This is a genomic window from Faecalibacterium sp. AF27-11BH (genome assembly GCF_003603005.1).
Lineage (GTDB): Bacteria > Bacillota > Clostridia > Oscillospirales > Ruminococcaceae > Faecalibacterium > Faecalibacterium taiwanense.
Genome location: NZ_QVGS01000006.1, coordinates 134,978 through 149,168, shown reverse-complemented (window position 1 = coordinate 149,168; position 14,191 = coordinate 134,978). Strand labels below are relative to the sequence as shown.

The 14,191-nt window shown below is 52.8% G+C and carries 16 protein-coding genes and 1 pseudogene; 4 read left to right on the top strand and 13 right to left on the bottom strand.

All coding sequences use genetic code 11. The features are described from left to right. The 11 genes from DWY76_RS08100 to DWY76_RS08045 form a co-directional block, all read right to left on the bottom strand. Nucleotides 1-326: Arm DNA-binding domain-containing protein (locus DWY76_RS08100; RefSeq protein WP_207665837.1), on the bottom strand; the 326-nt coding region annotated here is incomplete at its 3' end. Nucleotides 327-338: 12 nt separating this feature from the next. Beyond that, nucleotides 339-653, bottom strand: coding sequence for a helix-turn-helix domain-containing protein (locus DWY76_RS08095; RefSeq protein WP_120080851.1), 315 nt, complete (start codon nt 651-653; stop codon nt 339-341). A gap of 212 nt (nt 654-865) precedes the next feature. Beyond that, a complete protein-coding gene (locus DWY76_RS08090; RefSeq protein ID WP_120080849.1) occupies nt 866-1,945 on the bottom strand; it encodes a virulence-associated E family protein in 1,080 nt (359 codons plus the stop codon). A gap of 376 nt (nt 1,946-2,321) precedes the next feature. After that, complete coding sequence (locus tag DWY76_RS08085; protein WP_120080847.1) at nt 2,322-3,596, bottom strand: SLC13 family permease; 1,275 nt, start codon at nt 3,594-3,596, stop codon at nt 2,322-2,324. Between the two features lie 359 nt (nt 3,597-3,955). Beyond that, entirely contained in the window at nt 3,956-4,582 is a 627-nt protein-coding gene (gene ttdB / locus DWY76_RS08080) for a L(+)-tartrate dehydratase subunit beta (RefSeq protein ID WP_005940583.1), read from the bottom strand. Beyond that, a complete protein-coding gene (gene ttdA, locus DWY76_RS08075) occupies nt 4,582-5,481 on the bottom strand; it encodes a L(+)-tartrate dehydratase subunit alpha (protein WP_044953528.1) in 900 nt (299 codons plus the stop codon). The genes ttdB and ttdA overlap by 1 nt, the downstream gene beginning before the upstream one ends. Before the next feature lie 68 nt (nt 5,482-5,549). Further along, nucleotides 5,550-6,818 carry an SLC13 family permease gene (locus DWY76_RS08070; protein WP_120080845.1) on the bottom strand — a complete coding sequence of 423 codons (1,269 nt, stop codon included), beginning with the start codon at nt 6,816-6,818 and terminating at the stop codon, nt 5,550-5,552. Nucleotides 6,819-7,245: 427 nt separating this feature from the next. Next, on the bottom strand, nt 7,246-7,866 hold the full coding sequence (locus DWY76_RS08060) for a DUF1847 domain-containing protein (protein ID WP_044953533.1): 621 nt from the start codon (nt 7,864-7,866) through the stop codon (nt 7,246-7,248). Between the two features lie 19 nt (nt 7,867-7,885). Next, entirely contained in the window at nt 7,886-8,530 is a 645-nt protein-coding gene (locus tag DWY76_RS08055; RefSeq protein WP_005940691.1) for a GntR family transcriptional regulator, read from the bottom strand. Then, nucleotides 8,508-9,086, bottom strand: coding sequence for a GntR family transcriptional regulator (locus DWY76_RS08050; protein ID WP_120080841.1), 579 nt, complete (start codon nt 9,084-9,086; stop codon nt 8,508-8,510). Before DWY76_RS08050 ends, DWY76_RS08055 begins: the two co-directional genes overlap by 23 nt. 202 nt (nt 9,087-9,288) lie before the next feature. Then, complete coding sequence (locus tag DWY76_RS08045) at nt 9,289-9,537, bottom strand: DUF6061 family protein (RefSeq protein ID WP_120080839.1); 249 nt, start codon at nt 9,535-9,537, stop codon at nt 9,289-9,291. A 468-nt stretch (nt 9,538-10,005) separates the two neighbouring features. On the opposite strand from DWY76_RS08045, the pseudogene DWY76_RS08040 reads away from it, so the two are divergent. After that, a pseudogene (locus DWY76_RS08040) lies at nt 10,006-10,188 on the top strand (DUF6061 family protein); the annotation flags it as partial. A gap of 65 nt (nt 10,189-10,253) precedes the next feature. Here the strand turns inward: DWY76_RS08040 and DWY76_RS08035 are convergent. Beyond that, on the bottom strand, nt 10,254-10,937 hold the full coding sequence (locus DWY76_RS08035) for a Crp/Fnr family transcriptional regulator (protein WP_120080837.1): 684 nt from the start codon (nt 10,935-10,937) through the stop codon (nt 10,254-10,256). Nucleotides 10,938-11,100: 163 nt separating this feature from the next. Between DWY76_RS08035 and DWY76_RS14375 the strand changes: the two genes are divergently transcribed. Genes DWY76_RS14375 through DWY76_RS08020 form a run of 3 tightly spaced genes read left to right on the top strand, consistent with a single transcriptional unit; the run spans nt 11,101 to nt 13,897 of the window. Then, a complete protein-coding gene (locus DWY76_RS14375) occupies nt 11,101-12,567 on the top strand; it encodes a BadF/BadG/BcrA/BcrD ATPase family protein (protein ID WP_243111986.1) in 1,467 nt (488 codons plus the stop codon). Next, on the top strand, nt 12,552-13,043 hold the full coding sequence (locus tag DWY76_RS08025; RefSeq protein WP_120080835.1) for a hypothetical protein: 492 nt from the start codon (nt 12,552-12,554) through the stop codon (nt 13,041-13,043). The genes DWY76_RS14375 and DWY76_RS08025 overlap by 16 nt, the downstream gene beginning before the upstream one ends. Nucleotides 13,044-13,054: 11 nt before the next feature. Then, on the top strand, nt 13,055-13,897 hold the full coding sequence (locus DWY76_RS08020; protein WP_120080833.1) for a class I SAM-dependent methyltransferase: 843 nt from the start codon (nt 13,055-13,057) through the stop codon (nt 13,895-13,897). Between the two features lie 49 nt (nt 13,898-13,946). On the opposite strand, the gene DWY76_RS14010 is transcribed toward DWY76_RS08020, so the two are convergent. Continuing rightward, on the bottom strand, nt 13,947-14,096 hold the full coding sequence (locus DWY76_RS14010) for a hypothetical protein (RefSeq protein WP_165852590.1): 150 nt from the start codon (nt 14,094-14,096) through the stop codon (nt 13,947-13,949). Between the last annotated feature and the right edge of the window lie 95 nt (nt 14,097-14,191).

Genomic DNA, 14,191 nt, shown 5'->3' with positions numbered 1-14,191 from the left:
TAGGTGCGCAGCTCCTGTACCTTCCGTTTCCCGATATACGGCATGATAAGGTTCTGCACCATCGCCACGGACTGGGTGTAGGTCTTGGGGGACCACTTGTGCTTGGTGGACTGGATCGGGATCCATTTGTACAGCATCTCCTCCACCGTCATAGTGTCGGGGACAAGGAATGTGCCGTCCAGCAATTCTTTCTCGACCGTGATCTTTCGCTCCTGCGCCTCCTTTCTGGTCTTGAAACTTTCCCATTCCTCGCAGGGCTTGCCGGAATGGTCTTTGTACTTGTAACGGACGGAGTAGGAATCTCCGCGCTTCAGAATAGATGCCATAGATTACCTCCCTCAGACCGCCGCAAACCAGTTGTCGAAACTCTGCTTTTTCACCCGGATGCTGGTGCCGATGCGCAGCACCCGGAAATCCTTCGTGGTGTTGCACAGGTTGTACGCCGCACGGGGAGAGATCGCCAAAAGTTGGGCAATCTCCTCCACCCGGTAAACAAGTGGTTCGAACTTGGCTGCTTTGGTCTGGTCAGAAGATTCAATGGCAGGGGATTTGGACGCTTTCATTGTAACCGGGTTCGAGTCCATTTGCAAGGACTTATTCGTATAATCTTTGTATTTCATATCTTCGGTCATGTCAGGCCGATTCATATTCATAGGCAGACCTCCAATTCCTTGTAACCGAACGCCTGTAACCGGACAGGAAAACTCTCTTTTTCTGTACGCAGGACATTCGGTGGACTTTATACTTTTTCTTATCTTTTTAAGGTTACATGGTTACAGAAAGCGGAAAACGCAGCAATCATGCGGTTTTTGCGCTGTAACTGCAGCGTAACCAAACCTGTAACTGACCGTGTAACCGCTGTCCATCAGAAGGGAAATCCCAGTTGCTGGGCTTCCGCGTCCATCATTTCGGAGAAATCTTCAGCCCCGGTTTCGGGGCTAGTTATGCGCTCCCAGCCTTTCTGAACGCCGTACTTCGGGTAACGCTTGGCGGTCTTGTGCGCCTGCCAGCCTTGGATATCGCCGCGCGAAATGCCGGTGTTCATGATCTCGCAAACGGCACGGGTCTCCCACTCTGCCGGGATATTGGTGTTGCCCAGTGCTTCCGCATAGAGTTGTTTGGAACACACCCGGTCACCTGCGTAGTCCTCCAGAAAGGCGTAGATCATGCCAGCCTGTGCATCCTCCTGCATAAAGTCCTGCTGATGGGCTTGCAGCGTTTCCTGCATGGCAGGGCTGAATGCCAACTTGTAGTCGCCTCTGTTGTAAATCGTCATAGCTTCTGCCCAGAGCTGGTCGATATAGGCACGGGAATCCTCCTCGTTGTCCAAAATGTGGGTCTCAGCCAGTTCCGCATCCACCAGGATGGGAATAAAGCGGCGGTTGCCTGTGCGGTCACGGGGCAAAAAATCCTGCCGATTGGTCGTGCCAGCAAAGATGCACTGGCGCAGACGGTCGGCAGGATGAGTCTCATAGGGAACTTTATAGGTTTCCTTCTGTTTGCTGAGAAAGCTCTTGATCTCCTCGATGCTCTTAGCATTGGCGGTGGCGATCATCTCCGACATTTCGATGATCCAGTGGCCTTGCAGCTTTCGGTACACGTTGTCATCGTCCAGCCGCCGCAGGTCATCCGAAAACCATTCATCCTTGACTGCCAGCAACCGGAAGAAGGTGGACTTCCCCGCACCTTGCCCGCCCACCAGACAGAGCATGGTTTCAAATTTGCATCCCGGCTGGAATACCCGCTTGATGGCTCCCATCAGGAAAATCTTCATAGCTTCGCAAGTGTACTCGTCCTCCGCAGCACCGAGAAAGTGGCGCAGGACGTGAGCTATCCGCTCTGTTCCATCCCATTGCAGGCCGTTCAGGTAGTCCCGGATGGGATGGTAGCGGTTCTCGTTGGCAACGATTCGGATAGCAGATTCGATTTTCTTTTCACTGGAGATATGTTATATTAAATTGTTGGAATAGGTTACCACAAAAATCGAGCCATGTCAACGTGAACTTGTCGGGACAAGGCCCCTCCATCTTGCTATGCAAGACCGTTCTGTCGCTTAAAAGCCCCACTGGGGCTTTCATTGCTGCGCTACGCTTCGCAAACGCGAACTTTTGAGAACACGCTGATTTCGGCAGCTTGCAAGAAAACACAAGGGAAACTTTGGCAAAAAGAGAGAGGGCCGGACGGTGCCGGCCCTCTTGACAGAATTATGAGATGCTCAAAAACTTCTGCTGCTTTTATTACGGTTTTCAAAAATAGCGCCGATCAGAACGGCATATTTACGATATGCAGTTTGCGGATACTACTGCGGTGGGAAAACAGAATCAGGCAAAAGGATAAAGTGTCGGCAGGAAAAATACGGACACGACAATGAGGATGAGCGCCAGCGGGGTACCACACTTGAGATAATCCTTCAAGGTGTATCCGCCCGGCTCAATGATCATGATCTGGCAGGGAGCTGCCATGGGGGTCATGATGGACACACAGCTGGCTGTGATCACACCGACCACGGCAGCACGGGGGTCTACGCCCATGCGGATACAGGCGGAAGTGACCAGTGGGATGAAGATGGTCAGGGTAGCCAGATTGGACATGACCTGTGTCAGAATGAAGGGAACAAGGAAGAACACCAGCATAATGATGTACGGATTGGTGGTATCGCCCAGCAGGCGGATCATCCAGTCTGCCACCACATCGCCTGCACCGGTGGTCTGGATGGCGTCCGACAGAGCCAGCACACCGGCAAACAGGAAAATGGTCGGCTGGTGGATGGAGTTGAGGGCTTCCCTCTCGGTCAGCACACCCGTCAGCACCAGAGCGGCAGCGCCGATGCAGGAAGTGAGATACATCTTGACACCAATGACATTTTCCAACAGCATCATTGCAATGGAGACCAGAACGATCAGGACAGCCAGTTTGCGCTTAAAGGGGCTGAGTTTTTCGCTCTCAGAAGCCGTATGTGCTGCATCTGAAAACTGCTCGTTGGGAATATCCGGCATCAGCTTATAGCCAACAAAGGTCATGTACAGGATGGCAATGGTCAGCATCGGAATGCGTGCGATGGTGAAATCCCAGATGTGCAGCGGTGTCGGTGCGCCAGCCTGCATCATGACATCGTTCCATGCCATGTTGGAAGCACCCTGACCGAGAAAGGTCATCTGGGTGGCAATGTTGGCACAGGCCATAGAAGGATACAGCAGCTTGCTGCGGCTCACGCCGATGTCGTTCGCAATGCCTACCAGCAGCGGGATCATGATAGCGGCAGTTGCGGTGGCACTGGTGATGGCGCCCAGAAACGCACCTGCCACACAGGAAAGAAAAATCAGCATCCGCATATTGTCCTTGTAGCGGATGACCAGACTCTGGGCTTTGTCAATCAGGGGCGTTTTGGTCAGCCCTGCACCGATGACGAACATGGCTACGAACATGACCACGTTCGTGTTGATGAAGCCGCCAAAGGCCTCGGCAGGGGTCTTGATGCCGGTGAGGATCAGCGCCAGAATGATGCCGGTAGAAATGACCGAGAACGGGACTTTACCGGATACAAAGGCGATGATCGTTACAAGCAGGATGACCAGTGTGATCTCCAATGGGCTCATTTGGGTTGTCCTCCTGTGGATTACTTCCACCTTGCAGATGCAAAGCAGTGGCAAAGGTGTGTAGAACAAAAAGAACGGTCAAGATCTTCTTTGTCTACATTTTTTTCGTGCACATATTTGACCGCAAATAGCAACACCCCGGATGCTGATATGGCAGACAGCATCCGGGGTGTTTTGCGGAGAAGCAGGATAAACAGGGTAATGAAGATAGGAGTAAATGATAAGAAGTCTGTTGGATCTGTGAAAGCGAATATGGTTGTTAGAATTAACGTGATAGTGAGTTCATTTTAGGAGAAGAAGCTTTTGATGGATGGTTGCTCTCCGCAGGGTATAGGCAACGCTGGCTTCGCAGTTGGATCTTATTTGATGAAGCCAACGTGCTTGCAAATTTCCTCGACGGCCTTATCCTTGCGCTGATTGAAGATGACCTTGTTCTCTTCGAACAGGTTGCGACCCTCAGCGTCGATGGAAACGATCAGGGGGCCAAACTCGTTAACATGGCAGTGCCACAGAGTTTCCGGCATACCGAGGTCACGCCACTGGGCCTCGACGATCTCCTCCACCTCGGTGGCAGCCACAACGGCGTTACCGGCAGGGAAAACACAGTGGATGGCACCGAACTCCTTGCAGGCGCGCTCGGTGTTGGGGCCCATGCCGCCCTTGCCCACGATGACGCGGACACCGGACTTCTGCACGAACTCATACTCGAACTTCTCCATACGCATGGAGGTGGTGGGGCCCACAGACACCATCTCGAACTTGTCGTCCTCCAGAGGGCGAATGATGGGGCCGGCGTGGAAGATGGCAGCGTCCTTGACGTCCACAGGCAGCGGGCGGCCCTCTTCCACGAGGCGGCGGTGCGCCACGTCACGGCAGGTGGTCAGGTCGCCGTTCAGGTAAACGACATCACCGATATGGATGTCCTTCAGGTCTTCTGCGGAGACCGGAGTAGTAAGGATCTTCTTTCCGTCTTTAATGGTCAGCATTACAAAGTCACCCCCGAATGAGTATCAATGGTGTAGTTCAGATCTTTATCAAAAATGATGTGGCCGCGGCGATGGCTCCAGCAGCCCACGTTGACGGCAACGCCAATGGCAGAAGGATGGCGGGCAGTGTTCTCAATGTGCACGCCCATGACGGAGTACTTGCCGCCCATGCCCTGAGGACCAAGGCCGATGGAGTTGATGCCGTCCTCCAGCAACTTCTCCATATAGGCTGCGCGCTCGTTCTCGTTGTGGCTGCCCAGAGGACGCATCAGAGCCTTCTTGGACAGCAGAGCGGCGGTCTCAACAGAGGTGGCAACGCCCACGCCCACCAGCAGCGGAGGGCAGGCATTGATGCCGTAGCTGGTCATGACATCCATGACGAACTTGGTCACACCTTCGTAACCTGCACCGGGCATCAGAACCATGGCCTTGCCCGGCAGGGTGCAGCCGCCGCCTGCCATATAAGCGTAGATTTCACACTTGTCGCTGTTCGGGATGATATCCCACCACACGGTGGGAGTGCCCTTGCCCACGTTCAAACCGGTGTTGAACTCATCGAAGGTCTCAACACTGTTGTGGCGCAGAGGTGCTTCAAAGGTAGACTTGACCACAGCCTCCTTCAGCAGACCCTCCACCTCACCGATGAGGGGGAAGTCCACGCCGCACTTTACCCAGAACTGCAGCACACCGGTGTCTTGGCAGCTGGGGCGGTTCAGCTCCTTGGCCAGCTTCTGGTTGCGCTTCATAGTCTCGTAGATGACCTTGGACAGAGGAGCATCCTCCTGTGCGCCCAGCTCATCCAGCTTTTTGATGATGTCGTCCGGCAGCACCTTGGCGATATGGCTCACAAAGTTGGCCATATAGGTCGTCATCTGCTGCACCTGTTCCTGTTTGTTCATTCCAATACCTCCTTAGCTTTGGTACATTTTGCGCGTTGGTTCACTCATATTCAACGTTCCTGTCCGCTTTACTGCGGGAAGAACGGAAATGCGATGGGAAGGATCACCATGCTGACGACCGTTGCGATGAGGATGAGGGGCAGGCCAGCCTTGGCATAATCCTTGAAGGTGTAACCGCCGGCGGAAACCACCATGGTGTTGGCGGGCATACCGATGGGCGTTGCGTAAGCGCAGGAGCCGCCGATGACACAAGCCATCAGGACTGCGCGGGGGTCGGCACCCATGCCCTGTGCGATGCTCAGGCAGATGGGAACCATCAGGGCGGTAGTAGCAGTGTTGGACATGAAGTTGGTCATGACGCAGCAGAGCAGGAAGACCACCAGAGTCAGGACGTAGGGAGAGGGATTCTCGCCCAGAGCACCAATGACGATGTTTGCGATCTCTGCGCCTGCCCCGGTCTTATCCAGTGCAGAGGCCAGAGACAGCGTACCACCGAAGAGGAAGATGGTCTTGAGGTCGATGGACTTCAGGGCATCTTTCTCGGAGATGACACCGGTGAGAATCAGAGCCAGCGCACCGATACAGCCGATGATGTTGAGCTTGATGCCGATCTGCTTTTCAAAGATCATGCCCAGCAGGGTGAGCACGAGGATGACGAGGGAGAGCACCTGTTTCCACTTGGGAACATTGCTGAAGTCCTGCTCGCCGCTGAAGGAGTCATCATCGGAGACGGGGTGGTTGGGCAGCAGCTTCATGCCAAGGGTGGCATAGAAGAGGATGCCGACGGCGAGGATGGGCAGGCCCACGATGGCGTACTCGAAGAAGCCGAAGGACATCCCGATCTCACCCAGAGCGCTCTGGGCGATGAGGTTGCCCGGTGCGCCGATGAGGGAAAGGTTGCCGCCCATGGCCGCTGCAAATACCAGCGGCATCAGCAGCTTGGAGCGGGCATAGCCGGACTTTGCCGCAATGCCGATGACCACGGGGATCAGGACGGCGGCGGTGCCGGTGTTGGAGAGCACGCCGCTCATCAGGCCAACGATGACCATGATGGCCACGATGAGGCTGCGCTCGGATTTGGCAAAGTGGGTAACGATGCCGCCGATCTTGTTGGCCATGCCTGTTTCAAACAGTGCACCGCCGACAATGAACATGGCGACGAACAGGATGACGTTGCTGTCGATGAAGCCTGCAAAAGCAGTCTTGATGTCCAGCACGCCGGTGACGACCAGACCGATACAGACGATCATGGACGTTACGCCGAGGGGAATCTTCTCAAACACGAACATGACGACCGCGAAGAGAAGAAAGAGTAGGGTGATAGTTGCTGCTGACATACCGGGGAATCCTCCTTTAATGAAATATAATGTATCCATTTTTATCAGAGCAAAACAGCCCTGACTTTCGGAACGCCCCAGCTGCACCTCGTTGTGCAGAGTCTTTGCCGCCGTGCTGTGCCCTCACAGTCCTTTTTCGTTCTGGAAGGGTCTGCCCGGAACCTTGGAATTCCGGGAATCTCGGCAGCGTCTTTTTAAATTTTTATATTTAATCTGTGATAATGTATCCACTTGACGACACGAGAATACACCCGAAACAGAGATTTGTCAATCCCTTTTTTCGAGTTTTGTCGCATTGCACGGATTATGTACCAATTTTTGTGCACGCCAGACAAACAGTAGGATACAAGAAAATCTCCCTCCGCCGCCTTCTGCAAAAAACGTGCGATCTCCATCTGCTTTGGAGATCGCACGTTTTTTCCTTCTTTTATTCCAGCCGCTTTTTGAAATACCCCTCGGCACAGTAAATGGCACCACAGGGATTATGCGCCAGAACACGATCCTTGGCCACCAGCGTTGTGACCATGGCGTCCGAATACTTATAAAACATCGAGTCGTGTCCCACACAAAGTCCGACCTCAATGTTGAAATCGGTGTGCTGTTCGTTCAGAAGCTTTGCCTGTGCGATGGGGTTGCACATGGCCTCAAATTCGCCGGGGTGGATCTTGACCTCTTCCGGGATGCCCACTTCTTCTTTGGAGATGCCGCCGGTCTTGCAGATGACCGACACCACCTCAAACCCCTGCGCACGGAGCAGGTCGGCCACGATGCGGGCTTCCTTCCGCAGACCTTTGCAGAATGCAAGACCCAGCTTGTGGTAGCCCATCCGCTTGCAGAACTCCACCGTCTCCTTCAGGCGGGGCCATTGACAGTAGCCAAGCCCCTCAATGGCCGAACAGTTGACGTAGAAATCGTGATTCTCAGGCAAATCATAGCCGGCGCGGGCGGCCTCCATCACCGAAGCATTCCGCATAGGGCAGTTTTTGGGCATCTTTTCCGGCTCGTTGTTGGCGCAGGCCAGAACCGTACAGTTCGCACAGGTATACACTGTCTTGTCCTCCTTGATCTTATAAATAATAGGTCAGCGCATCGTCCATGCTGCGCAGGATGTGCTTTTCCATTTCAGCCCGTGCGGCCATCGCATCCCGTGCTTCCAGCGCTGCATAGATCTTTTTATGCTCGCTCTGGGAGTTGAGGGCATAGTCCAACTCGCTCATCTCCACGCCAATGGACAGGCCGTTCCACAGCTCCGAGAGAAGATTGCGCATTTTTTCATTGCCGGAAGCTTCCCAGATCTCAAAATGGAAGGACTGGTTGTAGTCAGTATAATTTCCGGCCTGCTGAAGAGAAAGAGCCTCCTCAGCAGTATCCACGCAGTTTTTGATCTTGGACAGGTCAGCGTTGTTCTGGCAGCAGAGCATACAGGCGGTGCCTTCCAAGGCAGCGCGCAGCTGGTAGTGCTCCCGAATCGTTTTTTCCGTTACGCCCAGCACAATGGCGCACTTGTTTTGCTTGACTTCCAGCAGACCGTCACGGGCAAGGATCTGAAAGGCCTCTCGCACCGGCGTGACCGACACACCCAGTTCCTGTGCGGTGTTTTCCAGCGTGAGTTCTGCGCCCTCCGGGATGCTTTTTGAGATAATGGCTTTCCGCAAAGCGGAAGCTACCCGCTCGCGGGCAGGCAGCAGCTTAATGGGTTTCAGTCCCAGCATATTGACTCCTTATCGTTAAAATCAGATGCAGCAGTTCTTCTTCATAGGTGTTCCATGCATCCAGCACATCAGGGGAACCCTGACGGTCCAGCATCAGCAGGCGGGCAAGCCGGTCGTTCACCGGCGTAGGACGCGCGCTCACGGCAAAGGCAATGTAGGTCTCCTGGATGCTCTCCAGCAGCTTGCGGTGCAGCGGATAGGGCAGGACGGTTCGCAGGGTACGGTGCTGCAGCATCTCGCCTCCTGCCAACATCGCATCCTGCGGCAGCGCACGCATAGCCTGCCGTTCCAACTGAGCCCCCAATGCCAGAATTTGGCGCAGTGTCTCTTCGGTCAAATCTGCCGCTTTTATCCGATTGTTGGGCAGGCGGATGATAAGACCCTGATATTCAAGAATCATCAAGGCCTCCCGCACCGGCATCCGGGAGACACCGAGACTCTCTGCCAGTTCGTTCTGGGTCATTTCAGTGCCCGCCGGGATCTGCCCAGATAAAATGGCCTGCTGCAGGGCTTCCACCACACCGCCGTTTTTCTTCTGGATGCCGATATATTCCATAGAGTCCTCCGTGCAAATGTCTTTTTTATATTGTATCCAATTTTACAATAAAAAGCAAGACTTCCTTTATGACAAACAAAAATACCCGGCAGATTCTTTATGAAAAATCTGCCGGATATAGACCGGGTGCCCTTGGGGCGTTCCATTCTGAAAAATTGCAGGGCAAATGCAAGCTGTGTTAACTATTATGTAACCTTGTCAATCAATCTTCCATTCTTCCATGGTCACAGCCAAGTGACAGGTAGTGCTCAATCTCCCCACCCAGCACAAGCTGTGCATACTCCAGCGGCTTATTGTACAGCAGCCAGTCCAGTTCTGCCCGTTGTGCCGGGGTGTTGCCGTATTCGTTCTCGATGGCGATGCAGTCGATGGCAAGGGTAGTGCCATCCTTAAACCGGGCTTCCACCCGGTTGGTGTCCGTGTTGTAGCGGCAGGAAAGCAGTTTGTTCATAGGGAACTTCTTTCTATATTAAGGTGATGTCTGTTCGATCGTCCAAATCCCTGCCATGAATCGTAGTTGTTGATGTACATTTGATGCTTGGTCTAAACAGACAATATCGTAGCTGTCGTTTCAGGATTGAACTCGGCCGTTTTTCCGGCTTTGCATAAAAATCCGATACCTGTTTTAAGTGGTTGATTTTGGCTCTGCACACTTTTGCACACTTTTTGCACACCGGAACGGCTGGATAACGGATGCGAGAGGGAATAACAGGTGCAAAGGATGCAGCAGATGCAAAACGCAAATTTACGATAAATCGATAAAAACAACGAATCTACGCAATTCTGAAAATTGACGATTGTTGCACGTTGGTTTCTCTTAATCAGTGGGCCCAGGGTTCGAGTTCCTAGAGGTGCACCACATCAACAAAATCCGAACTTTTTTCCAATAGGAGAAGGGTTCGGATTTTTTGTATTCTATGGGAGAAAAATTTCCATTGACTGTACCGGGGTTGAGGATGCACTGGACGTGACCATGGCGCAGCAGACGGAACTGGACTACCTCATCTACAATGACCCGCTGGGCTATGTGGACTTGATTTTGAATGGCGACCCGAAGGAATATTTGAAGAATGTGTCCGGTAGTCGTACACTAGAAGATTAAAAAGTAATTGTTTGTCGAACAAAAATATTCGGCAGACAATTTTTTTCATAGATTTAGAAGTACTGTCAGTTCCAACCATACAAAAACGTTGGGTTCAACAGGTGAATCTTTGCACCGGAAAAATCAAGGATCCTCTCATCGCGCATCCGGCACAGCTCACGGGAAAGAGCACTGCGGTCCACACAGAGGAAATCTGCCAGTTCTGTCCGGGTGTAGGGCAGACTGTAACAGCCTTTTTCATCGGGTGTCAAGGTTTGAAGATAAATCTTCAGACGATCTCGAAGCCGTTTTTGTGCTAAAATACGCACTTTGGTGTTAAAAAAGAGAAGCTGCTGCGCCATATCCTGCATAAGATTTGCTGTGACTTGCATCCGGCAGGGACAGGTCAGCGTCTTCTGTGACATCAATGCGCTGAAATCCAGCTGCATTACGGTACAGCCCGAACTGGCACGCAGACAGACCGGACTTGCCGTCCAGCCAGTACAGGCCAGTTCTGCACCAAATACTTCTCCGGGACAAAAACGGCAGATGCTGATTTGATTGCCATTTTCATCATAAAAAAATTCTTCCATCGTGCCATCCAGCAGAACACCCGTATTGTGGCTCTGCTCACCCAGCTCGACGATGTGCGCACCACGAGGATATTCACGGACAGTCGCATTCAAGCAACTAAAGACTTCCCTATATTTTCGTGGCTGGATGCCGTTGAACATGCCGCATTGCTGTAAAATTGAATAATATTGCTCCATCTTAAAATTTACTTTGCCGTTGCCATAACAACGGACACTCCGAGGTAGTTGTGTTAAACTCTTGGTTAGAGATGTCTAATTAAAAGGCATCATTATTATACGGTATAAAGTTTGAAATGTCAAACCCTATAACGTTCAGGGTTGATATCGAAGGAGTGACACAATGCTTTCGTTGGGAATAGATATCGGTACATCAACGGTCAAGTTGGTGCTGCTGAAAGATAAAGAAATTGAAAAGCAGTGGATGGCGGTGCATCACGGCAACCCTTTTGTCTGCCTGAAAAAGGGTCTTTCCACGTTGGAACTGGCGATGGATACTCCGTTTTCACTCTGTGTGACCGGAAGCAACACGGAGGCTCTGCTGGAGCAAGATTCAGCCATTCCCTCTTTTGGGGATATCCCGGCTGTCGTCGAGGGTGTGCGCCGATTGATTCCGCAGGTGGGTTCGGTCATTGAAATTGGCAGTCAGGGCGCACGATTCATCACGGACTTGCAGAGCCGCGCACCTCAGTTTTCAGTCAACGAACACTGCGCGGGCGGTACAGGTTCATTCTTTGAAGATCAGATGTCCCGTGTGGGCTGCAAGCTGGAGGATTACTCTTCTCTGGTAAAGCAGGCACAGAGTGTTCCGCGCCTTTCTGGCCGGTGTGCGGTCTTTGCCAAAACAGATATCATCCACCGCCAGCAGGAAGGAGTTTCCACACCGGATATCCTGCTAGGATTGTGTTATGCCATGATCCGGAACTATAAGGCGACCATCGTGCGGCGGCTTCCCGTCTGCAAGCCAGTAGTGTTCTGTGGCGGCGTGACCTGTAACACCGGCGTCATCCGGGCTGTTCGGGAAGTGTTCGGCCTGACCGAAGAAGAACTCATCATTCCGGAGTTTGTCCGATATGAAGCGGCTCTTGGTGCTGCACTCAAAGCATCCGGCTCGTTCACGTTACGTCAACTGAATGATTCTCTGGAACCCTGCAAAAAGGAAATTCTGGCGAAAATCACTCTACACTATCCGGAGGTGGAGCGTGAGGCGGTCTGGGAGCAGGTGCAGCTGAGATACGCAGAGCTTCTTTCCAAGTGGCGCACCGACCTCGGCGGTAAAAAGAATTTTCACAACGGCGTAGGCGGCACCTACGACTGCATCGCCATCATGTGCTTTTACGATGCGTGCCGGGATGTGGTCACATTCCGCGAAATGGAAGAGATCGAAGAAAATCTGATCCTGCCGTCCTTCCGGAAGCTGCGCTTCGTTGACATCAACAAGCCATTCTGGAAAAAGCTGATGTATCGGGCATTCAGCACTGCCCAAAAGCACTGTGACACGTGGCATGATTACGAGATGGATGTTGCGCCTTACGAAAACAGCAAGCCCATCTATTATGAATTTACGGCGTGTCCGGCGGCGGAATTTGCCAAGCGGTTCGGATTTGCGGACATTATGCCCGCCCTGTGCAATGTGGACTATGCGTCCATGGAACTGCTCCATGCCAAGCTCGTGCGGAAGACCACCTGCGTGGACGGCTGCCGATGCGACTATACCATCTGCGGCGATAAGGATCCATACGTAAAGGAACATCCAGAATACCGGGATGAAAACGGATACAGGAGGAATAAGGAATGCTCTTACAGGTGATTCTGGAAGGTCTTGGGCTGGGGGCTTTGCTGGTTCTTGTCTGTGCTGTGGGCATCCGCAAAGGGGCTGTTGGGATGGTGCATCTTTACAGCCCGGCGGTGCAGCAGCGGTGCGTAAAACTGGGGCTTACAAGCCCGGAACGCATCCGACGCAACAGCCGGCTGTTCAAAGCAGTCTGCATTCCCGGCTATATCGGCTATGTGCTGGTCTGTGTCTATGGGATAAACGGTGCAAAGGGCTTTGTTCAGGGTTTCTGGCAGTTACTCGTCATCTTGTCCGTTATGAATCTCATGGACCGCCTGTTGGTTGACAGCTATTGGGTGGGGCACACGAACGCATGGACGATCCCCGGAACGGAGGATCTGAAGCCCTACATTACTGCAAAAGACAAGCAGAAAAAGTGGCTGTTCGGTACGGTAGGTATGGCAGCCATAGCGATGGTGCTGGCGGCAATAATGACTGTTTTTACTCACTGAGGGAGGAACCTATGAAATACAAAATCGAGAAAAACACCGTGCAGGAGACGCTGATCCTCCCGCTGTATTCCCGGAAGCTGTGTACCGAGCTGTATCCGAACCTTTACCAAGACGAAACAGCGGTGCGTCTGATCGACCAGATCGACTACGATTTTTCAGAGGCAGAGGAAAACTCCCGCAGCCTGATGCAGCGGTTCGGTGCACTGGAGGTCGCCATGCGGCAGAATGACCTTGCCTTTGAGGTGCAGGCATACCTGAAAAATCACCCTTGTGCGGCGGTAGTCAACCTGGGTTGCGGGCTGGATAACACCGGCAGAGCCTGCGACAACGGCAGATGCAAGATATACAATCTGGACTTCCCGGATGTGATTGCCTTGCGGCAGCAGCTTCTGACCGCCGGGGAGCGGGAGCAAAACATCCCCTGCGACCTGAAAGACCCCGCATGGTTTGACAAGATCGATGCCTCCGGCGGGGCGGTGTTCTTTGCCTCCGGGGTGTTCTATTACTTCCTGACGAAGCAAGTTCGGGAACTGGTGCAGGGGATGACGGATGCTTTCCCCGGCGGGGTACTGGTCTTTGATGCCGCCAACCGTACGGCGGTGAAGATGATCGCCAAAACGTGGCTCAGGACGGCGAAAATCAAGGATGTGGGAGCATATTTCGCGGTTTCGGATGCGAAAAGCGAGCTTTCCCCATGGGACAGCCGTTTGCAAGTGTCCAGCCGGGGCTATATGATGGGCTACAACGACCTGAAAGACCCTTCCGTCAGCGGCTTTTTCCGATTTCTCGCCAAGGTCGGGGACAACGGGATGAAAATGCAGATCGTGAAGATCGGATTTGGAGACAGACAATGAAATATGCCGGAATGCCCTTTGGAATGTGGGTGCTGTTTTCAGGCTCCTTTCAAAAGCAGCTGACCGCAACCCCTACTCGTGGAACATGGGATTTTACGAATACCCGGATGGCAGCGGCTACGAGGGACGCTTTACCAAGTGCGGCAGCTGTGTCCAGACCGCCGGAATATGCCAGCACGACCTTTTTGACTTCAGACATAGGAACTGCCTTCGTTCAAACCAACTTATATATTTTTCGATTTCCCTCGTGCAATTTCATGATTGCAGTGTCCATTATCCGGGCACTTGGAAAAT